24 protein-coding genes are annotated in these 22,001 nt (G+C 37.1%); all 24 read left to right on the forward strand.

The genetic code is table 11. The annotated features are described in order from the left end of the window. Window positions 1-63 precede the first annotated feature (63 nt). On the forward strand, window positions 64-1,374 hold the full coding sequence (gene der / locus BCER98_RS06560) for a ribosome biogenesis GTPase Der (RefSeq protein WP_011984301.1): 1,311 nt from the start codon (window positions 64-66) through the stop codon (window positions 1,372-1,374). A gap of 18 nt (window positions 1,375-1,392) precedes the next feature. Next, window positions 1,393-2,418: an NAD(P)H-dependent glycerol-3-phosphate dehydrogenase gene (locus BCER98_RS06565; protein ID WP_011984302.1), complete on the forward strand. Its 1,026-nt coding sequence runs from the start codon at window positions 1,393-1,395 to the stop codon at window positions 2,416-2,418. Between the two features lie 204 nt (window positions 2,419-2,622). Then, window positions 2,623-2,874 (forward strand): stage VI sporulation protein F, encoded by a 252-nt coding sequence (locus tag BCER98_RS06570; RefSeq protein WP_011984303.1) that lies wholly within the window; start codon window positions 2,623-2,625, stop codon window positions 2,872-2,874. A 257-nt stretch (window positions 2,875-3,131) separates the two neighbouring features. After that, window positions 3,132-3,335 (forward strand): DUF2768 domain-containing protein, encoded by a 204-nt coding sequence (locus tag BCER98_RS06575; protein WP_011984304.1) that lies wholly within the window; start codon window positions 3,132-3,134, stop codon window positions 3,333-3,335. Window positions 3,336-3,450: 115 nt separating this feature from the next. Then, window positions 3,451-4,161, forward strand: a complete 711-nt coding sequence (locus BCER98_RS06580; protein ID WP_011984305.1) for a hypothetical protein — start codon at window positions 3,451-3,453, stop codon at window positions 4,159-4,161. A gap of 235 nt (window positions 4,162-4,396) precedes the next feature. Next, a complete protein-coding gene (gene spoIVA, locus BCER98_RS06585; protein WP_011984306.1) occupies window positions 4,397-5,875 on the forward strand; it encodes a stage IV sporulation protein A in 1,479 nt (492 codons plus the stop codon). Window positions 5,876-6,173: 298 nt separating this feature from the next. Next, complete coding sequence (locus tag BCER98_RS06590) at window positions 6,174-6,446, forward strand: HU family DNA-binding protein (RefSeq protein WP_001043860.1); 273 nt, start codon at window positions 6,174-6,176, stop codon at window positions 6,444-6,446. 120 nt (window positions 6,447-6,566) lie between these two features. After that, entirely contained in the window at window positions 6,567-7,136 is a 570-nt protein-coding gene (gene folE, locus BCER98_RS06595) for a GTP cyclohydrolase I FolE (RefSeq protein ID WP_011984307.1), read from the forward strand. A 180-nt stretch (window positions 7,137-7,316) separates the two neighbouring features. Next, the gene (locus BCER98_RS06600) at window positions 7,317-8,072 is read left to right on the forward strand and encodes a heptaprenyl diphosphate synthase component 1 (RefSeq protein WP_011984308.1); all 756 of its coding nucleotides are present in this window, start codon (window positions 7,317-7,319) and stop codon (window positions 8,070-8,072) included. A 30-nt stretch (window positions 8,073-8,102) separates the two neighbouring features. Next, on the forward strand, window positions 8,103-8,816 hold the full coding sequence (locus BCER98_RS06605) for a demethylmenaquinone methyltransferase (protein WP_011984309.1): 714 nt from the start codon (window positions 8,103-8,105) through the stop codon (window positions 8,814-8,816). A gap of 31 nt (window positions 8,817-8,847) precedes the next feature. Then, window positions 8,848-9,810 carry a heptaprenyl diphosphate synthase component II gene (gene hepT, locus BCER98_RS06610; RefSeq protein WP_011984310.1) on the forward strand — a complete coding sequence of 321 codons (963 nt, stop codon included), beginning with the start codon at window positions 8,848-8,850 and terminating at the stop codon, window positions 9,808-9,810. Between the two features lie 125 nt (window positions 9,811-9,935). After that, window positions 9,936-10,382 (forward strand): nucleoside-diphosphate kinase, encoded by a 447-nt coding sequence (gene ndk, locus BCER98_RS06615; protein ID WP_011984311.1) that lies wholly within the window; start codon window positions 9,936-9,938, stop codon window positions 10,380-10,382. A gap of 300 nt (window positions 10,383-10,682) precedes the next feature. Further along, window positions 10,683-11,855, forward strand: coding sequence for a chorismate synthase (gene aroC / locus BCER98_RS06620; RefSeq protein WP_011984312.1), 1,173 nt, complete (start codon window positions 10,683-10,685; stop codon window positions 11,853-11,855). Beyond that, window positions 11,855-12,964 (forward strand): 3-dehydroquinate synthase, encoded by a 1,110-nt coding sequence (gene aroB, locus BCER98_RS06625; RefSeq protein ID WP_011984313.1) that lies wholly within the window; start codon window positions 11,855-11,857, stop codon window positions 12,962-12,964. The genes aroC and aroB overlap by 1 nt, the downstream gene beginning before the upstream one ends. Before the next feature lie 85 nt (window positions 12,965-13,049). Then, window positions 13,050-14,162, forward strand: a complete 1,113-nt coding sequence (gene hisC / locus BCER98_RS06630; RefSeq protein WP_011984314.1) for a histidinol-phosphate transaminase — start codon at window positions 13,050-13,052, stop codon at window positions 14,160-14,162. A 259-nt stretch (window positions 14,163-14,421) separates the two neighbouring features. Next, window positions 14,422-15,696 carry a 3-phosphoshikimate 1-carboxyvinyltransferase gene (aroA, locus tag BCER98_RS06635; protein ID WP_011984315.1) on the forward strand — a complete coding sequence of 425 codons (1,275 nt, stop codon included), beginning with the start codon at window positions 14,422-14,424 and terminating at the stop codon, window positions 15,694-15,696. A gap of 121 nt (window positions 15,697-15,817) precedes the next feature. Continuing rightward, complete coding sequence (locus BCER98_RS06640; protein WP_011984316.1) at window positions 15,818-17,080, forward strand: tetratricopeptide repeat protein; 1,263 nt, start codon at window positions 15,818-15,820, stop codon at window positions 17,078-17,080. Window positions 17,081-17,153: 73 nt separating this feature from the next. Next, complete coding sequence (locus tag BCER98_RS06645; protein WP_011984317.1) at window positions 17,154-17,690, forward strand: ReoY family proteolytic degradation factor; 537 nt, start codon at window positions 17,154-17,156, stop codon at window positions 17,688-17,690. 267 nt (window positions 17,691-17,957) lie between these two features. Continuing rightward, window positions 17,958-18,416, forward strand: a complete 459-nt coding sequence (locus tag BCER98_RS06650) for a YpiF family protein (RefSeq protein WP_011984318.1) — start codon at window positions 17,958-17,960, stop codon at window positions 18,414-18,416. 137 nt (window positions 18,417-18,553) lie between these two features. Further along, on the forward strand, window positions 18,554-19,066 hold the full coding sequence (locus BCER98_RS06655) for a QcrA and Rieske domain-containing protein (RefSeq protein ID WP_011984319.1): 513 nt from the start codon (window positions 18,554-18,556) through the stop codon (window positions 19,064-19,066). Next, window positions 19,067-19,741: a menaquinol-cytochrome c reductase cytochrome b subunit gene (qcrB, locus tag BCER98_RS06660; RefSeq protein ID WP_000932700.1), complete on the forward strand. Its 675-nt coding sequence runs from the start codon at window positions 19,067-19,069 to the stop codon at window positions 19,739-19,741. It abuts the gene before it with no gap. Between the two features lie 43 nt (window positions 19,742-19,784). Continuing rightward, on the forward strand, window positions 19,785-20,552 hold the full coding sequence (locus BCER98_RS06665) for a menaquinol-cytochrome c reductase cytochrome b/c subunit (RefSeq protein ID WP_011984320.1): 768 nt from the start codon (window positions 19,785-19,787) through the stop codon (window positions 20,550-20,552). 135 nt (window positions 20,553-20,687) lie between these two features. After that, window positions 20,688-21,278, forward strand: coding sequence for a lipoprotein heptaprenylglyceryl N-acetyltransferase LhaT (gene lhaT, locus BCER98_RS06670; RefSeq protein WP_041809587.1), 591 nt, complete (start codon window positions 20,688-20,690; stop codon window positions 21,276-21,278). A 26-nt stretch (window positions 21,279-21,304) separates the two neighbouring features. Further along, the gene (lit, locus tag BCER98_RS06675) at window positions 21,305-21,967 is read left to right on the forward strand and encodes a lipoprotein intramolecular transacylase Lit (RefSeq protein ID WP_011984322.1); all 663 of its coding nucleotides are present in this window, start codon (window positions 21,305-21,307) and stop codon (window positions 21,965-21,967) included. Window positions 21,968-22,001: the final 34 nt, after the last annotated feature.

The following is a 22,001-nucleotide window of genomic DNA, read 5'->3' on the forward strand; positions in this document are numbered from 1 at the left end:
CTTCTTGCACAAAGAAGGGTTTTTTACATAATAAACAGAAGCAAGTTGAAAGGATGAGAGCATATGCCAAAACCAGTAGTGGCAATAGTGGGACGCCCGAACGTAGGGAAATCCACTATTTTTAATAGAATTGTTGGAGAAAGAATTTCTATTGTTGAAGATATTCCGGGAGTAACACGAGATCGTATTTATAGTGCCGGAGAATGGTTAAATCATGAATTTAACATTATTGATACAGGTGGAATTGATATTGGAGACGAGCCATTTTTGACACAAATTCGTCAACAAGCAGAAGTAGCGATTGACGAAGCGGACGTTATCATTTTTATGACAAATGGCCGCGACGGTGTAACGGCAGCTGATGAGGAAGTAGCGAAAATTTTATACCGCTCTAATAAACCTGTTGTACTTGCGGTAAATAAAGTAGATAATCCAGAGATGCGCAATGAAATTTATGACTTTTATGCATTAGGATTTGGAGAGCCGTTCCCAATTTCAGGTACACATGGGTTAGGGCTAGGGGATTTACTTGATGAAGTAGCGCAGCATTTTCCTAAAGTAGAGGAAGAAGAATATGATGATGAAACGATCCGTTTCTGTCTCATTGGTCGTCCAAATGTAGGGAAATCATCACTTGTCAATGCGCTTCTTGGTCAAGAACGTGTTATTGTAAGTAATGTGGCAGGAACAACGCGTGATGCTGTCGATACGCCATATACGAAAGATGGCCAAGATTATGTCATTATTGATACAGCTGGAATGCGTAAAAAAGGGAAAGTGTATGAGAGTACCGAAAAGTATAGTGTACTTCGTGCATTACGAGCAATTGAACGCTCTGATGTTGTCTTAGTCGTATTAGACGGCGAAGAAGGAATTATTGAACAAGATAAAAAGATTGCTGGATATGCGCATGATTCAGGACGAGCTGTTGTGATCGTTGTGAACAAGTGGGATGCAGTGAAAAAAGATGAGAAGACAATGAAGGCGTTTGAAGATAATATTCGTGCTCATTTCCAATTCTTAGATTACGCTCCGATTGTATTTTTATCTGCAAAAACGAAAAAGCGTACGCAAACATTGCTGCCAGTTATTAATCAGGTGAGCGAGAGCCATAACATCCGTGTACAAACGAATGTATTAAATGATGTCATTATGGATGCGGTAGCGATGAACCCAACGCCAACACATAACGGTAGCCGATTGAAAATTTTCTATGCAACACAAGTAGCGGTGAAACCACCAACATTTGTTGTGTTTGTAAATGATCCAGAATTAATGCACTTTTCATATGAGCGTTTCTTGAAGAACCGTCTTCGCGAATCGTTCGGATTTGTAGGAACGCCAATTCGAATTATTGCTAGAGCAAGAGACTAATGGAGAGGATGTGATTTTATGACAAAAATCACAGTAATAGGAGCAGGTAGCTGGGGGACAGCGTTAGCGATGGTATTAGCTGACAATGGTCATGATGTACGAATTTGGGGGAATCGTCCTGAGCTTATGGATGAAATAAATACAAAGCACGAGAATAAACGATATCTTCCGGGGATTACATTGCCAAGCACAATCGTAGCCTACTCTTCTTTAGAAGAAGCGTTAGTGGATGTAAGTACGGTACTTTTAGTTGTACCAACGAAAGCGTACCGAGAAGTACTGCAAGATATGAAAAAAGTGATTTCAGGACCAATGACTTGGATTCATGCAAGTAAAGGAATTGAACCTGGAACATCAAAACGAATTTCAGAGATGATTGAAGAAGAAATTCCAGAACATCTTATTCGAGATGTTGTTGTGTTATCAGGGCCAAGCCATGCGGAGGAAGTTGCTCTTCGCCAAGCGACAACAGTTACTTCGGCTGCGAAGCGGATGGAAGCAGCTGAAGAAGTACAAGATTTATTTATGAACCATTATTTTCGAGTATATACGAACCCGGATATTATCGGAGTAGAACTTGGTGGAGCGTTAAAGAATATTATTGCGCTAGCTGCTGGGATTACAGATGGACTTGGGTTAGGTGATAATGCGAAGGCAGCTTTAATGACACGCGGATTAACGGAAATTGCCCGTCTAGGAAGAAAGATGGGCGGGAATCCTTTAACATTTGCAGGCTTAACAGGAATGGGTGACTTAATTGTGACTTGTACAAGTGTGCATAGCCGCAACTGGCGAGCTGGAAATATGCTCGGTAAAGGACATTCTTTAGAGGAAGTACTCGATAGTATGGGAATGGTCGTTGAAGGGGTTAGAACGACAAAAGCTGCTTATGAATTAGCAGAAAAAATGGAAGTTGAAATGCCAATTACAGCGGCTTTATATGATGTATTATTTAATGGGAAAAACGTGAAAGATGCAGTTGGTTCATTAATGGGCCGTGTTCGTAAGCATGAAGTTGAAGCGATACCTGATTTATCTCGCTAAGTCTCTCGCTTCAAGAATGAGGAACAGTCCGATTGGTGAAGGTTAATAATCAGCGGGGACACTGATTCAAGTTCAAGTGTCACTCTATCTTAAAAAAAGCGACAAAAGTGCAAATACACTTTTGTCGCTTTTTTTATAGGTTCTTTCACCATTTTTTCTTTTTTGCATAGGATAAAGAGTAACTTGAGGAGAGGGTGAAGGAAAATGGATCATAACATTTTCAATAACATTGAGAAAGAAGCGAAAGTGAACAAAGAAGATATTTTTAAATTAGCATCATCTGTGCAAAATGCCAATTTACGAGATGAGAAAGTGCTGCGTCAATTAATTCATCAAGTGGGAGCAATAGCAGGGCGCGAAGTACCAAAAGAACAGGAAGATCAAATTGTAAAAGCGATTATTAATAATAATATGCCAACAGACTTTAACTCGCTAAGCAAAATGTTTAAAAAATAAAGGATAGGAAACACAGTGTTTATCGATTGCATATAATAGTTTTGAAAAATGGGAATAGAGGGCTGTTTGGGGCGTATTTGGTCAACCGAAGTGAATCCGTTCACTTCGGTTTTATAGTGTTATTTTTTGAAAAACATGTTATAGAAATGAAAATAAAAGGTTAGGAAGAGCAATTGGTAATAAAAAAATATATTTGTTTAAATTTTTTAATTTGTTAAAATAATATAAAAACCATTAATGAATAAAGAGGTGTGTATATGTCTGAGGGGCTTATGAAAATGTGGTTTTCTTTGGGGGCAATGGGGTTTATGTTCATTGCAGTTATCTTTATTTTGCTGAGTCGGCATAAAATAAAGAATAAATTTTTGAAAGGGGTTACAGCTAGTATTGCGTATACACTTATGATTGTATCTGGCATTGTTATTTTTCTTGTTGTGTTTAGCGGACCGGTGGAGCAATAAAGAGAACATTATTTTTTAATAGGTGCTCACCAATCCTACGTAATAATATAGCGACTTTCGAAAGGATAACGATGAAGAAAAGAAGGTTAGCAAGGGCATAAAGGGTGAATGTTTCATGAAAAAAATTTATATTATTTTAATATTTTGCTGTACAAGCATGTTAGTTGGATGTATGTACCCGCGAGAAAATATGAAGCGAAACGAAGTTCCTTATGAAGATCAATTACAAATGGTTCAAAAGGCAGTTGATACATATAAGGAACAAAATAATGGGCTACTTCCTATTAAGACGCGTGACATGAATACACCACTATATCAGAAATATCCTATTGATTTTCAAAAAATAGCACCGCGTTATATACCGGAGGCACCGGGAAATGCTTATGAAAGCGGTGGTGTATATCAATATGTATTGGTGGATGTTGAAACAAATCCAATGGTAAAATTAATTGATGTAAGAATGGCAGAGAAAATTCGTGATATTACGCTAAAATTGCGGATGTATCGTGATGAACATCAGTATCCTCCTTATAAAAAAGTGATTGCTGATGGAGTATATGAACTTGACTTTAAGAAGATGGGGTATAAAGATGTACCACAGGTAACGAGTCCTTACTCTGGAAAAGGTTTACCGCTTGTCATCAATGAAAAAGGACAAATATTTGTCGATTATCGAATGGATTTATATGAAATGCTGCAAAAAAACAAAGGGACTGCTAAGGAGGGAGACGATATTCGAAATATGCTATTTAAGGATTCGCCGTTTGTACCTGCTTATTCTCTACCTTATACAGTAAAAGATGGAGAACCAATTTTTTTTAAATGATAAGTCATGAACCTTTCTTTTGGCGAATAAGTTCTAAAAGAAAGGTTTTTTCATGTAATCCAACTTATGATATAAACAAAAAGTTTTTTTTAAATAGTCATATGAAATTAGGACAAAATCATATGATATATTATCCGAATCTCTATAATATCTAAGATATTCATAGAGAACAGCATATGCATGGTTCGTTCATGGAAAATGAATTATTCCCAAAAATCTTGAGGGAGGGAATCACTTGGAAAAGGTAGATATTTTTAAAGACATTGCTGAGCGCACAGGCGGTGATATTTATTTTGGGGTGGTAGGAGCTGTTCGAACTGGAAAATCAACGTTTATTAAGAAATTTATGGAATTAGTTGTTATTCCAAACATTGAAAATGAATCTGATCGTCAACGTGCACAAGATGAATTACCCCAAAGTGCTGCTGGACGTACCATTATGACAACTGAACCAAAATTTGTTCCAAACCAAGCGGTTTCCATACAAGTTGATGACGGTCTTGAGGTAAACGTTCGGTTAGTAGATTGTGTGGGATATACAGTTCCTGGAGCGAAAGGCTATGAGGATGAGAATGGTCCGCGCATGATTCATACACCTTGGTATGAAGAACCGATTCCATTTCATGAAGCTGCAGAAATTGGAACGCGTAAAGTGATTCAGGAACATTCTACTATTGGGGTTGTCATTACAACTGATGGAACGATTGGTGAAATTCCAAGGCGCGACTATATAGAAGCAGAAGAACGAGTTGTAAATGAGTTAAAAGAAGTTGGAAAACCATTTATCATGATTATTAATACAGTACAGCCATATCATCCAGATACAGAGCAGTTACGACAAAGCTTATCTGAAGAATATGATATTCCCGTTATTGCGATGAGTGTGGAGAGTTTAAGAGAAACAGATGTATATAATGTACTTCGTGAAGCACTATTTGAATTTCCTGTCTTAGAGGTGAATGTTAATCTTCCAAGCTGGGTGATGGTATTAAATGAGGGGCATTGGTTACGAAAAAGTTATCAAGAGGCTGTTCAAGAAACGGTAAAAGATATAAAACGACTTCGTGATGTAGATCGTGTCGTTTGGCAGTTTAGTCAATACGAATTCATTGATCGAGCAAGTTTAGCAGGAATTGATATGGGGCAAGGGGTAGCAGAAATTGATTTATATGCACCAGATGAATTATATGATCAAATTCTAAAGGAAGTTGTAGGAGTAGAAATTAGAGGGAAAGATCATTTATTAAAGCTCATGCTAGACTTCTCTCATGCCAAAACAGAATATGACCAGGTGTCAGATGCTTTACGAATGGTAAAGCAAACGGGTTATGGTGTGGCGGCTCCAGCTTTAACAGATATGAGCTTAGATGAACCGGAAATCATTCGCCACGGTTCACGATTTGGTGTTAAGTTAAAGGCTGTTGCGCCATCTATTCATATGATTAAAGTGGATGTTGAATCTACATTTGAGCCCATTATCGGTACAGAGAAGCAAAGTGAAGAACTTGTGCGTTATTTAATGCAAGATTTTGAGGATGATCCGCTATCAATATGGAATTCTGATATTTTTGGGCGTTCACTTAGCTCGATTGTTCGTGAAGGAATTCAAGCAAAATTATCATTAATGCCAGAAAATGCCCGCTATAAATTGAAAGAAACATTAGAGAGAATTATTAACGAAGGATCTGGTGGATTAATTGCGATTATATTATAATGAAAATCCCTCTGCGTGCAGAGGGATTTTACACTTTGGTAGAGTATATACTTGAAAAATAAATAGTCATTATCTAATACTTTATTGTATATTGTCAAGTTTCAACAGATTTTCGCATTTTCAGAGCAACAAATTCCTTAAAAATATTGAATTATAAAGAAGAATCGTATAATATAGGCGTTGATAATGATTTATCTACGTCTTTGTAGTATAGAATTTGTAAAAATTGCCTACAAATGAAAGTAAGACTCATTTTATGATCATTATACAGTCTTATCTTTGGGAGGAGGTGAATGGCATGAACAAGACAGATTTAATCAATGCTGTTGCAGAAGCAAGTTCCCTTTCTAAAAAGGACGCAACAAAAGCAGTTGACGCTGTTTTTGATTCTATCTTAGAAGCTTTAAAACAAGGTGACAAAGTACAATTGATCGGATTTGGTAATTTCGAAGTTCGTGAGCGTGCGGCTCGTAAAGGTCGCAATCCACAAACTGGTGAGGAAATTGAAATCGCGGCAAGTAAAGTACCTGCATTTAAACCTGGTAAAGCGTTAAAAGATGCGGTTAAATAATCCTTACATATTACAGGGAAGAAGAGTTTCCTTTTAGGAGGCTCTTCTTTTTGCTTTTAAAAACATAAATATGCTAGAATGTGTTCGTATCATTTTTAGGTTTCTTGGGAGGGCTAGCGGATGGCAAAAGTTAACTTAGAGCAAATTGAACATGCAGTGCGCCTTATTTTAGAGGCGATTGGTGATGATCCAAATCGTGAGGGAGTACTGGATACACCAAGACGAGTTGCAAAGATGTATGCAGAAGTATTTTCAGGAATGCATGAGGACCCAAAAGAACATTTACATAAAGTATTTGGGGAAGATCATGAAGAACTGGTATTAGTAAAAGATATTCCATTTTACTCAATGTGTGAGCATCACCTTGTTCCGTTTTATGGAGTTGCGCATGTGGCATATATCCCACGTGGCGGAAAAGTAACGGGCTTAAGTAAGTTAGCTCGTACTGTAGACACGATTGCGCGCCGTCCACAGCTGCAAGAGCGTATTACATCAACAGTAGCAGACTCTATCATGGAAGTGTTAGAACCGCATGGTGTTATGGTCGTGGTGGAAGCAGAACATATGTGTATGACAATGCGCGGTGTGAAAAAGCCGGGTGCTAAAACAGTAACCACAGCTGTACGTGGTGTATTAGAAAACGATGCAGCAGCACGCAGTGAAATTTTGTCTTTTATTAAGTCTAAGTAAAGAAAAGCGGGAAACTGCTTTTCTTTTTTATTTATGAGTAGTGGAAATTAGTGAGGAATGAAGAACAACGTACATGAATGAATGCTTCACTTTATTTGAGACAACCAAGTTTTCATTATAGAAAATCAAATGTATGTGTTATAATAGGTTTTATGAATTAGAAAACAAGGGTGATTTTTTGTGTGTGACATCTACAGAGGATATGCGGATATAAAGGAGCAGTTGTTAGAAAAACTGCGCCATCCTTATTTTATAAATTATATTGAGGAACCATTTATTGATGAAGAAAAGGTAGTACTTTTATACACCGCTTTAAAGAATGCAAATTTACATAAAGAACAAATTGAACATTATGTAGTAACAATCATGCTTGTACAAATTGCGCTTGATACACATGAAAAAGTATCGAATAAGGCAGATCAAGAAGCAAGTGAATCTCATAAGTGTCGTCAACTTACAGTTCTTGCAGGAGATTATTATAGTGGTTTGTATTACTATTTATTGTCAATGAATTGTGATATTGTTTTAATTCGTGCACTTGCAGAAGGTATTAAAGAAATTAATGAGCATAAAATCATGCTGTATCAGAAGGCATATCACACAGTAGATGAAATCATTGAAAGTGTTATGACAATCGAATCGGCGCTTTTACAAAAAACGTGTGATCATTTTCAAATATCACATTGGAAACTGTTTGTAGCACATGTATTAGGGAAAAATCGTCTTCAAAAAGAGTATCGATTGCATGCTGAAAAACAAAATGCACCTGTTTTTGAAGCGGTTCGAGCCATTTTATTAAATGATGATGAAAAAAATGTGAAGACCGTCTTTGAGGATTGGTTAGAAAAATTGAACAAGCAGAAACAAATATTTTTGAAAAATCATAAAGAATTTGGAGATATCGTTTCTACTTTAAAAGGCAAATTGAACACTTAAGCAATTTTATATTGGAAGAAGGGTAAGAGCATGCAGCAATCAAAAGAAGAAAGAGTACATGATGTCTTTGAGAAAATCTCTGATAAATATGATGTAATGAATTCAGTAATTAGTTTTCAAAGACATAAAGCGTGGCGCAAAGAAACAATGCGCATTATGGATGTTAAACCTGGTAGTAAAGCATTAGATGTATGCTGTGGAACCGCAGATTGGACGATTGCACTTGCGAATGCAGTAGGGCCAAATGGTGAGGTGAAAGGTTTAGACTTCAGCGAAAATATGCTAGCTGTTGGGAAAGAAAAGGTGAAGGCTTTAGGATTAGAGCAAGTAGAACTTATGCATGGGAATGCGATGGAACTTCCATTTGAGGATCATACATTTGATTACGTAACAATTGGATTTGGTTTGCGGAATGTTCCAGATTATATGCACGTATTGAAAGAAATGACACGAGTAGTCAAACCTGGCGGAAAAGTCATTTGTTTGGAGACATCACAACCAACGATGATTGGTTTTCGTCAAATATACATCTTATATTTCAAATATATAATGCCGTTATTTGGAAAAATATTTGCGAAAAGTTATAAGGAATACTCCTGGCTTCAAGAGTCAGCAAGTACATTTCCAGGAATGAAGGAATTAGCAAGAATGTTTGAAGATGCTGGACTTGAGCGAATACAAGTAAAACCATTTACCTTTGGAGTAGCTGCTATGCATTTAGGGGTTAAGCCAGAATCAGAGTAGAAAAAAGATGTTTTAGGTTAAGGTGAACAATATGAAGTTACAACTTATGTACTCTTTTTTACGATCAGATATTAATGTGATAGAAAAAGAATTAAAAAAGACGGTTGCTTCTGAGCAACCGTTAGTGGAAGAAGCAGCATTGCAACTGATTGAAGCTGGTGGGAAACGAATTCGTCCTGTATTTGTACTTCTTGCAGGGAAATTTGGGGAATATAAATTAGATGCGATTAAGCATGTAGCGGTTGCATTAGAACTTATTCATATGGCATCCCTTGTTCATGATGATGTGATTGACGCTGCTCTATTGCGACGTGGCAGTGCAACAGTGAATGCAAACTGGGGAGATCGTATTGCGATGTATACGGGAGATTATTTATTTGCAAAATCTCTTGAATGCATTACGAATCTAGAGGTTCCAGAAGCTCATCAAGCCTTGTCTTATACAATTTTAGAAGTATGTAAAGGTGAGATTGAACAAATTAAAGACAAGTATAATTATGATCAAAACTTACGAACATATTTGCGTAGAATTAAGAGAAAAACGGCGCTACTCATTGCCGCGAGTTGTCAGTTAGGTGCAATTGCTTCTGGGGCAAGTCGCGATACGGTAAATCGCTTGTTTTGGTATGGGTATTTTGTCGGCATGTCGTATCAAATTATCGATGATATTTTAGATTTTGTTTCGACAGAAGAGAAACTTGGCAAACCTGCTGGTGGAGATTTATTACAGGGGAATGTTACACTTCCAGCTTTGTATGCGATGGAAGATTCGAAGCTTCGAGAGAAAATTGTATCTGTTCATGAAAATACAACAGCAAGCGAAATGAAGGAAATAATCCATGCTATTAAAATGAGTCCGGCAATTGATCGAGCATTTGCATTTAGTGAACGTTATTTACATAAAGCTTTAGAAGTGATTAAACCATTGCCTAGAGGACAGGCGAAATATGCTTTGCAAAATGTAGCAAAGTATATTGGAAAAAGAAAATTTTAATATTTTTTCTAAAAAACAAAAAAATCTCTCTATTTCAAAACTATTGCACAATTACGATAAGGGTGTTAATATGTGTGTGGGGATATACAATTACATACATAATTCAGAAGTGGAGAGATTTTTTTATGGAAAAAACATTTCTAATGGTAAAACCAGACGGCGTACAACGTGCCTTCATTGGGGAAATTGTAGCTCGTTTTGAGAAAAAGGGCTTTCAATTGGTTGGTGCGAAATTAATGCAAGTTACTCCAGAAATTGCAAAGCAACATTATGCTGAGCATGTGGAAAAGCCTTTCTTTGGTGAATTAGTAGATTTTATTACATCTGGACCGGTGTTTGCAATGGTATGGCAAGGAGAAGGTGTAGTAAATACTGCTCGTAACATGATGGGGAAAACAAGACCACATGAAGCGGCACCAGGTACAATTCGTGGCGATTTCGGTTTAACAGTTGAGAAAAATGTAATCCACGGTTCTGATTCTTTAGAAAGTGCTGAACGTGAGATTGGTATTTTCTTCAAAGAAGAAGAGTTAGTAGATTATTCAAAACTAATGAATCAATGGATTTATTAATTATTTTAAAATAATTTGTAAACGCTTTAATCACTGTGATAATAGTGAAAAGTGCAAGAGGATGATGATTTCCTTCTTGCACTTTTTTCGTTTCTAATAGTTACGAAGCTAAGTTTAGTGTGATATATTGATACATAAAGTAAACGTTCGATTCATAAAGAGCTTTCCTTTTGACAATTAACGGAATCGAAAATTATATTTAAACAAATAGCGTGTTCTACCATGCGATTTCCGTTTTTTAGCATGGCGCGTGGAACATTGCTAGAACATGAAATACATATAAGAAAAGAGGAATAACCGATGAGATATATAACAGCTGGTGAGTCACATGGTCCGCAACTGACAACGATTTTGGAAGGGATTCCGGCAGGTTTACCTCTAGTCGCGGATGATATAAATGCCGAGTTAGCGAGACGACAAAAAGGGTACGGCCGAGGAAGACGCATGCAAATTGAAAAGGATCAAGTTCAAATTGTAAGTGGTGTCAGACATGGTCAAACAATTGGAGCACCCATTGCACTTATTGTAGAAAATAAGGATTTTGCCCATTGGACGAAAATTATGGGAGCAGCCCCTTTAACTGAGCAAGAAAAAAAGGAAATGAAACGACAAATTACAAGACCAAGACCAGGGCATGCCGATTTAAATGGTGCCATTAAATATGGTCATCGAGATATGAGAAACGTACTTGAGCGTTCTTCCGCACGTGAAACAACAGTGCGAGTAGCGGCAGGCGCTGTGGCAAAGAAAGTGTTAGCAGAGCTTGGCATTAAAGTGGCAGGACATGTCATCGAAATTGGTGGTGTGCGCGCTGAACAAACGACTTACGAAACGATTGAACAACTGCAAGAAATTACCGAAGCATCTCCTGTTCGTTGTTTAGATGGAGAAGCTGGGAAAAAGATGATGCAAGCGATAGATGATGCGAAAGCAAGTGGCGATTCTATTGGTGGTATTGTAGAAGTTATTGTTGAAGGCATGCCAATTGGAGTTGGCAGCTATGTGCATTATGATAGAAAGCTTGATGCGAAATTAGCAGCAGCAGTTATGAGCATTAATGCCTTTAAAGGTGTGGAAATTGGTATTGGATTTGAAGCAGCTCATCGTCCAGGAAGTCAAGTTCATGATGAGATTCTTTGGAACGAAGAAGAAGGGTACACGAGAAGAACGAATCATGCTGGCGGTCTAGAAGGTGGTATGACAACGGGCATGCCAGTTGTTGTTCGCGGGGTTATGAAACCTATTCCAACATTATATAAACCCCTCCAAAGTGTTGATATTGAAACGAAAGAGTCTTTCTCAGCAAGCATTGAGCGCTCTGATAGTTGTGCTGTACCAGCGGCAAGTGTTGTAGCGGAAGCAGTTGTTGCATGGGAGCTAGCTACAGCTTTAGTGGAGCAATTTGGAGCAGATCGAATGGATTGTATTCGTGAAAATATTGAGCGACATAATGAATACGCGAGGGAATTTTAATGGAAAGTATACACATTCAAACAACATCCAAAAAATATGATGTATATGTTGGCAAACATGTCCTATCCTCTTTAACAGAGGTTGTTCAACGTATGAAACCAGCTGTTTCAAATGTTATGATCATTTCTGATGAATCTGTTGCAACCTTGCATTTACAAAAAGTAAAAGAGGCTTTGCAAATAAAGCAAGATGTGTTTTCATTTGTTATTCCAAGTGGAGAAAAAGAAAAGTCATTTGAAAATTTCTATGCAGTCCATACAGCGGCACTTGAGAACAAGCTCGATCGTAATTCATTAATAATTGCACTAGGTGGCGGAATGATTGGCGATTTAGCAGGATTTGTAGCAGCTACATTTATGCGGGGGATTCGCTTTGTTCAAGTACCCACAACACTGTTGGCACATGATAGTGCAGTGGGCGGGAAGGTGGCCATTAACCATCCTTTAGGGAAAAACATGATCGGGGCGTTTCATCAGCCAGAAGCGGTGTTATACCATACGCCATTTCTAGATTCATTACCTGAAAAAGAATGGCGCTCTGGCTTTGCTGAAGTAATCAAACACGCTTTAATCGGAGATGTAGAATTATATCATTGGTTAAAAAACAATGTGACAACATTGGCGGATTTACGAGATGATAAATTAGTTTATGTATTAAAACGTGCAATCCCTGTCAAAGCGAAGATTGTAGCGCAAGATGAGACAGAAAAAGGGGTGCGTGCACATTTGAACTTTGGGCATACATTAGGACATGCCTTAGAAAAAGAATCGGGATATGGCAATATCACGCATGGTGACGGTGTTGCAATCGGCATGTTATTTGCCATATTTTTAAGTGAACAAATGTATAAGATTGACCTCAGGTATAAAGAATTAAAACAGTGGTTTTTGCAGTATGGTTACCCGAGCATACCAAGGCATTTGAAGGTGGATCGTCTTGTAAATGTTATGAAACAAGATAAAAAAGCAAATGCTGGAACAATTCGTATGGTACTTATGCAGGAATATGGGGGCGTACATGTCGTATCTATTTCAGATAAGACCGTTCACACTTCATTAGAAGCATTTCAAAAAGATATGGTACTAGGTGAAGAAATGAATTTTGAATGATGGTGACGGTTGGAAAAGAGTATGTAGTATAAGAAACGGCTTCTTATATTGCCGCTGATTAAACAAAATGACTGGGGGAAGAAAAATGAAAGTGAAAGAGCAGTTGTTCAGTTTAAATGCGTATGTACCTGGCAAAAACATTGAAGAAGTAAAGAGGGAGTATGGACTATCGAAAATTGTTAAGCTAGCATCGAATGAAAATCCATTTGGTTGTTCGAAACGTGTAAAAGAAGCACTTGCTTTATTAAATGAGCAATATGCACTATATCCAGATGGCGCTGCATTTGAACTTCGTCAAAAGGTAGCGAATCATCTGAAAGTGCAACCAGAGCAACTTCTATTTGGTAGCGGATTGGATGAGGTTATTCAGATGATTAGTCGTGCTTTATTACATAAAGGCACAAATGTTGTGATGGCGAGGCCAACTTTTTCTCAATATCGTCATCATGCTATCATCGAAGGGGCTGAAGTTCGTGAAGTACCGTTAAAAGATGGGATTCATGACTTAGATGCTATGCTTGAACAAGTAGATTACAATACGCGCATTGTCTGGGTCTGTAATCCGAATAATCCGACTGGTACATATGTAGAAAAGCAGAAATTACTTTCATTTTTAGAGAATGTTCCAAAGTCATCGCTCGTTATTATGGATGAAGCATACTATGAATATGCAGGTGCTGAAGATTACCCGCAAACATTACCACTTCTTGAAAAATATGAAAACCTTATGGTGTTACGTACATTTTCGAAAGCTTACGGATTAGCTGCTTTTCGGATTGGATATGCTGTAGGATACGCGGAGTTAATAAAGAAGTTGGAAGTAGCAAGATTGCCATTTAATACATCGACTGTTGCGCAAGTCGTGGCATCAGTGGCAATAGACGATCAATCATTTCTACAAGAATGTGTGAAAAAGAATGCGGAAGGTTTAGAACAATATTATCAATTTTGTAAAGAATATGATGTGTTTTATTATCCATCTCAAACGAATTTCATTTTCCTAAAGATTGGTCTTCCGGGTAACGAAGTGTTTGAGAGATTAATGAAAAAAGGATATATTGTTCGATCAGGTGCACCGTTTGGTTTATTGGATGGTATTCGTATTACAGTTGGTTTAAAAGAAGAGAACGCTGAGATTATTGCGTTGCTTGCGAATCTCGTAAAAGAACATGTGAAGAAAGAAGAAACATACTCTTAATTGATTATAGCGGCCTCCTATAAGGGGAGCCGTTTATTTTATTCCGCTATTTTAGGGGAATAAGACTCTCGCTACGTGATTTAGGAAGAAACAATTGAATTGGTGCAAGCGAATATCGATACTTGTAGCCCGATATGTAATGTATGATACGATGTTGTGAAAAGTTTCGTTTTATGTGTTTGCACGGCAGAGAAAGAAAGCTGTACAATAAAGATAGATAATACATATATAAGTAAGTACACATATAGGAGGGCAAAGGATGGCAAATATAAGGCGAGAAAAAGGGTTAAATGGAACGATTGCGATACCTGGAGATAAATCGATTTCACATCGCGCTGTCATGTTTGGAGCGATAGCGGAAGGTACAACAAAAGTTTCAAATTTTTTATTAGGAGAAGATTGTTTAAGTACCATTGCATGTTTTCGAAAACTCGGTGTGAAAATTGATCAAAGTGGAAATGATGTCACGATATATGGAAAAGGATTAACTGGATTGCAAGAGCCCAAAGAGGTATTAGATGTGGGAAATTCGGGAACGACCATTCGCCTTATGCTCGGTATTTTAGCAAATGTACCTTTCCATTGTACAATCATAGGCGACGATTCTATTGGAAAACGTCCTATGAAACGTGTTACAGATCCTCTTCGTGAAATGAATGCACAAATAGATGGTCGAGAAGATGGACAATATACGCCATTATCGATTCGAGGCGGGAATATAAAAGGGATACATTATGATTCTCCTGTTGCAAGTGCACAAGTAAAATCAGCAATTTTACTTGCTGGATTAAAAGGAGAGGGCGTTACAACAGTAACGGAACCACTACAATCACGCGATCATACTGAGCGTATGCTCCGTGCATTTGGCTGTACAGTGGAAGTAACGGGCCAAACAGTTTCACTGCGAGGAGGACAATCCCTCATAGGGACGGAGATTGAAGTGCCTGGTGATATTTCTTCAGCAGCCTTTTTCTTAGTTGCAGGTGCGATTGTTCCGAATAGTAAAATCGTCTTGAAAAATGTTGGCTTAAATCCAACGAGAACAGGGATTATAGACGTTTTACAAAAAATGGGGGCAATTCTTTCGGTTGATCATGTACGAAATGAAGAATTTGAGCCATGTGGAGATATTACAATTGAAACTTCAAAATTACAAGGAATCGAAATTGGAGGCTCGTTAATTCCAAGATTAATTGATGAAATTCCTATTATTGCTTTACTAGCGACACAGGCAACTGGCACAACCGTTATTAAAGATGCTGAAGAATTAAAAGTAAAAGAAACAAATCGTATTGATACAGTTGTACAAGAACTAAAAAAGCTAGGCGTAAAAATTGAAGCGACATCAGATGGTATGATTATATATGGAAATCAGAAGCTACAAGGAGGGATTGTTGATAGTCATGGGGATCATCGCATTGGGATGATGCTTGCGATTGCTTCTTGTATCGCTGATGGCGAGGTTGAAATACAAAGAAGTGATGCGGTTTCTGTATCTTATCCAAACTTTTTTGATCAGTTGGCATCTTTGTAAAGAAAAGGAAGGCACTTTCTTTGAGAAAATTCTTTTCCATTTCTTTTAGTTGCTTAGTAGTCAACTGTTGTTTATGATTAAGTGAATAGATGAGAATATTTTTAGGTTAAAGGAGATATATATGCAAAAGTTTGAACAAGCTGTTTCCTATATTGAAAATGGAGAGGTAGAAAAAGGTTTACAGCAATTAAAAGAACAGGTGAAGCAAGGGACGGACGAGGAGAAATACGATATTGCTCGCTATTATCATACACTTGGGTTTGTAGATGAAGCGCTCGCGATTGCAGAGGATTTACACCTTCTATATCCTGAAGAAAGTGAATTTACAATATTTTTAGCAGAGCTATATATTGATTTAGATAAAGAAGATGAAGCAATTGAGGTACTTCATGATATTCCTGAAGATGACGATTTTTATGTACAATCTTTATTACTTGTTGCGGATTTATTCCAAATGCAAGGATTTGATGATGTTGCCGAACAAAAACTATTAAAGGCGAAAGAAATCATGCCAGAAGAGCCTGTCATTATATTTGGTCTTGCTGAATTGTATAGCAGTAAAGGAGAAGAGAAAAAGGCGATTCAGTATTATCAATCATTACTTGCCGAACATAAAGTAATGGGAGGCGTTATTATCGCTCTTCGCCTTGCAGAAACGTTAAGTGCGGTTGGAAATTGGGAAGAAGCAATCCCTTATTATGAAGAAGGATTAGAAGAACAGAAAGATATTCATTCTTTATTCGGATATGCATTTACTCTTTATCAAGGAGAAGAATATCCACGAGCGATTAGTGTTTGGCAAGAATTGAAGGAATTAGATCCAGAATATGCATCATTATATATGTATTTGGCGAAATGCTACGAAAAAGAAGGGATGCTTCAAGAAAGCTATGAAACACTTCACGATGGTATTAAAGTCGATGAGTTATCTGTGCCGCTTTATGTAGAATTGGCAAATATTGCAGCGAAGCTAGGAAAGATGGCGGAAGCAGAGGAAGTTCTTCAAAAGGCTCTGCGATTAGATCCAGGACATTTAGGAGCAATATTAAAATATGTCTATATCTTAAAAGGGCAAGAAAAATACGAAGAATTAATTCGTGTTGTAGAAAATGCAAGAGAAAGTGGAGAGCAGGATGCGCAATTACTTTGGGATCTTGCATTTGCTAAAAAACAATTAGAAATGTATTCGGATGCATTAAAACACTATGAAAGTGCATATACTTCTTTTAAGAATCATCCCGATTTCTTGGAAGAGTACGGTTACTTCTTATTAGAAGAAGGGATGCGAAAAGAGGCGAAAGAAGTATTTACACGCTTAATACAACTAGATCCGACACAAATTCATATTGAGGAATTGTTATATAATTTAGAGGATTTTTCATAAGTTGGAAGGAAACTGAATGCTACTTCTTGAATCTAAATAAAAAAAAGAAAGACAGAGGAGGGACTTAGGCGCTATGAATACCCCTGTTTCTGTAAACGAGAAGAAGGATTTTGTGAAATGGTTTTTAAATAATTACCAACTGAAACAGCGTGAATGTGTATGGATTTTAAATTATTTAATGAGTCATGATCAATTAATGCATAAAGTTCACTTTGTAGAACATGCAAAATATTGTCCGCGTGGCTTGATCATGTCAGCTAATTGCGTGAAAGAAACTCCGTTTCATTTTTTTAAACAAAATGTAATGACAACGGATGCGGAAAAATCTTTTCATGACATTCGTCTCAATCGGGATGAAGATATTTATATTCAACTTAATTTTAAATCGTCGTTTCAAAACCCAAATTATGTGGCGGTATTGGAGGAAAATCCATATTTACCAAAGCATATTGAAGTAAACGAGAAGGATCGTTTACTTGCAGAACGCTTTTTAGAAGAAAGTGTTTTTTCATTCCGAAGAAATCGTCTTTTAAAGCAAATTGACGAGGCGTTAGACAATCATGATCAAGAAGCTTTTCAGAGACTAACAGCTGAATTGAAAACTTTATAACTGTTTGTGCTGCTTATTCCGTATTTTATGGGAAGCGAGACTCCGCCTTAAGACGTAAGCGATAAAAAAGAGGGTAAGAAATAGGCGTAGGGATGAAGAAAACTTCTGGTGATTAAAATTTTATTTTTGATAACTTTCCGACTATTCTAAGAAAAACTACCTATATTGGGTAGTTTTTCTTTTTTTACCTGTTTTAGTATGGTTTAATATATATAAAGTGAAAGTTCTGTCATTTGTGTAGAGATTTAGGAGAAGGAGGGATGAAAGTTGAGATGGGCTGTAAAAGATGCAGAACAGTTTGTACAAGCAAGGGAATATGTAGATACATGTATTATACCTCTTCTCTCAATTTCAGTAGCGAAAGAGATGAAGGCGCTTGTAGAACAAGGGGAATTTATTGAGGTTTTGAGTATGGAATTAGAAAGAGAATATAAAGGCAGAGTCTTGTTATTACCGGCCTTTACTTACTTAGCGGAAAATCAAGAAAAAGAGAAAGAAAGATTGGAAGGATGGACGAATCATTTACAAGAGCAAGGGATACAGCATATTGTGTATGTGACAAGTGACTTCGCTTGGAAACAAGCTAATGTATTACAAGGACAATTATTTTGGTTGCCGGCTATATCATTCGATCAACTTAGTGATCAAGCAAAAAGAGAAGTCATTCATGCTCATATTAAAAATATAATGGAATTATTAACTGAAAAATGGAAAAATATAAAATAAATATATATTTCTTATTATTGGGAGAAGTGTGATATTGACCTGCGAATGTGGGTATTATATCATGATAGTGTCCTAGTTTTTATTTTTATACGGTTTTGTCACGAGGGGACAATTTCTGATAGAGGGGGGAATTTTTCGTGAGTGAGAAAGAGCATCGTGTATCAAGAAGACAGTTTTTGAACTACACACTTACAGGTGTGGGAGGGTTTATGGCAGCTGGAATTTTCATGCCGATGACACGCTTTGCACTTGATCCAGTATTAAGAAAAGAAGATGGGGGAGAACTGGTTGCTGTTGCACAAGTAAAAGAGGTTACGACAGAGCCAAAACGTTTTGACTTCAAGGTAAAACAAGTTGATGGATGGTACAAGTCTGAGGAGCCTAAATCTGCATGGGTGTATAAAGATGAAAGCGGAGACATTGTTGCACTTTCCCCAGTTTGTAAGCATTTAGGATGTACAGTAAACTGGAATTCTGACAAGGCACATCCAAATCAATTTTATTGCCCGTGTCATGCTGGACGGTACACAAAAGATGGCGTCAATATTAAAGGTACACCGCCTCTTGCTCCGTTAGATGTGTACGAATCAAAAGTAAAAAATGGAACACTTTATTTAGGAAAAGCTAAGCCACGAGGGGGTGCGAAATAGATGTTAAATAAAATTTATGATTGGGTAGACGAGCGGCTCGATATTACACCGATTTGGCGTGATATTGCTGATCACGAAGTGCCTGAACATGTCAATCCAGCACATCATTTCTCAGCATTCGTTTACTGCTTCGGAGGACTTACGTTTTTTGTAACAGTTATTCAAATTTTATCAGGAATGTTTTTAACCATGTACTATGTACCAGATATAAAAAATGCTTGGGAGTCAGTGTATTATTTACAAAATGAAGTTGCATATGGACAAATTGTTCGCGGTATGCATCATTGGGGCGCTAGTCTTGTAATTGTAATGATGTTTTTACATACACTTAGAGTTTTCTTTCAAGGCGCTTATAAAAAGCCTCGTGAACTCAATTGGATCGTTGGTGTTCTTATTTTCTTTGTTATGCTAGGTCTTGGTTTTACCGGATATTTATTACCGTGGGATATGAAAGCGTTATTTGCAACAAAAGTAGGGATTCAAATTGCTGAGCAAACACCGCTCATTGGTCCTTATATTAAAACTTTACTTGCTGGTCATTCCGAAATTGTTGGTGCTCAAACATTAACTCGCTTCTTCGCTATTCACGTCTTCTTCTTACCAGCAGCACTTCTAGGCTTAATGGCCTTCCACTTCATCATGATTCGCAAACAAGGTATTTCCGGTCCACTATAAGAATTACAAAATTAAAGGGGAAAAGAAATGAAGGAGGGAGATTATGCATCGCGGCAAAGGGATGAAGTTTGTAGGAGATTCGCGGGTACCTGTAGTTAGAAAACAAAATATTCCGAAAGATTATTCCGAATATCCGGGCAAAACGGAAGCGTTTTGGCCAAACTTCTTGTTAAAAGAATGGATGGTTGGGGCCGTTTTTTTAATCGGCTATTTGTGTTTAACAGTGGCCCATCCATCACCACTTGAGAGAATGGCAGATCCCACAGATGCAGGATATATACCATTGCCAGACTGGTATTTCTTATTTTTGTATCAGCTCTTAAAATATTCATACGCTTCAGGCTCATTTACTGTAATAGGAGCGTTTATTATGCCAGGTATCGCTTTTGGAGCATTAATGTTAGCGCCATTTCTTGATCGTGGCCCTGAACGACGCCCGTTGAAGCGTCCAGTAGCAACTGGATTTATGATGTTAGCAATTGCATCTATTGTTTACTTAACTTGGGAGTCTGTAGCACATCATGATTGGGAAGCTGCTAAAAAACAAGGTGAAATTGTTAAGACGGTACAAGTTGATAAAAACGATGAAGGCTATAAATTATTGGAAAAGAATACATGTTTAACATGTCACGGCGATAATTTACAAGGTGGAGCAGCAGCGCCAGCACTGCAAAACTTAACTTTAAAGCCAGAAGAAATTGCTAAGATTGCAAAAGAGGGAAAAGGGGCAATGCCGAAAGGGGTATTTAAAGGAACAGATGAAGAATTGAAGAAACTTTCGGAATTTATCGCGAAATATAATGAAAAATAAGACGGAAGCCGACTGCAAATTTGTAGTCGGCTTTGTTAATGAAAAGAAAAATTTTGTTATAATAGAGTAGATTTTTTCTTTATTATTTGTGCGTAACAAGATTTTATGTTGTGTGAAAGGTGTTGTACAGAGAGAGTGACGTATTTATATGCAATGTTAAGACAACGTTCTGTTTTATGGTTGTTGCTGATTGTTAATATATTGGGAACAATTTATGGATTTATTTGGTATGAAGAGCAATTGAGAGAGACTTCGTATTTATTTTGGCCTTTTGTTCCAGATAGTCCGATGGCAAGTCTCTTTTTTGTATTTGTTTTGATCGCGTTTTTGCAAAAGAAAAATTGGGGGTTAATAGAGGCTTTAGCAATTGTTACTTTAATGAAATATGGCATTTGGGCTGTGGTGGTGAATGGTATTATGTTTGCGATCAAGGAGCCGCTTGGAATGATGAGTTATATGCTCGTTTTGTCGCATCTTGCAATGGCCATGCAAGGACTATTATATGCGCCATATACCCGCATGAAAAAATGGCATCTTATTGTTGCAGGACTATGGATTTTACATAATGATGCGATTGATTATTTATTTTGGCAAATGCCACGGTATGGCATTATGCATTTGTTCGTAGATAAAATTGGCTATTTTACATTTTGGCTCAGTATAGCTGTATTAGGAATTACTTATTATTATTGTTTCAGTAGCAGGCGAAAACAATTTTCATTATGAAATGAATAAAGGATTGGGGAAAGCAAATGAATAAAAATAAGATAGGAATCAGGTTACTAAATCGCTTCATAAATTTAATCGTCTCGTATTGCATTGCATTTTCTATTTTTGCGATTGCGACGGTACTCGTTGTCTATGGAAAATGGTTATATTATGCGGATATACATCTTTTAAATATACCAGATTTAGCAAATATGACTGAGTCGGAAATTAAGAAGAATTATGATGTATTGATTACATATCTTTCCCCTTTTTATGAAGGATCATTACAGTTTCCGACATTACATATGTCCGCAGAAGGAAGAATTCATTTTGTGGATGTGAAAAATATTTTAATACATATTCAATACGGAATGTGTGTAACGATTATAGTTGCTTTGCTAGGTGGAGGGTATATGTTACGTAAGCGACAAATTAAGTTTTTATTAAATGGTGCTATTTTAACGATTGCTATACCGGTTATATTGATAGTGCCGATTGCTATAGATTTTGAAAAGAGTTTTGTACTATTTCATAAACTTTTATTTCGTAATGATTATTGGCAATTTGATAGTGAAAAGGATCCGGTTATTAATATGTTACCAGAGACGTTCTTTATGCACGCAGCATGCGGGATATTATTGCTCATTTTAGGTGGAAGCCTACTATCTTATTGTTTATATAGATATGTAAAAAGAAAATTTGCTTAGCTTAGGAGAAATAATTTTCAGCTTCATTCTGTTC

It is taken from the genome of Bacillus cytotoxicus NVH 391-98, assembly GCF_000017425.1.
In the GTDB taxonomy this organism is placed as follows: Bacteria; Bacillota; Bacilli; order Bacillales; family Bacillaceae_G; genus Bacillus_A; species Bacillus_A cytotoxicus.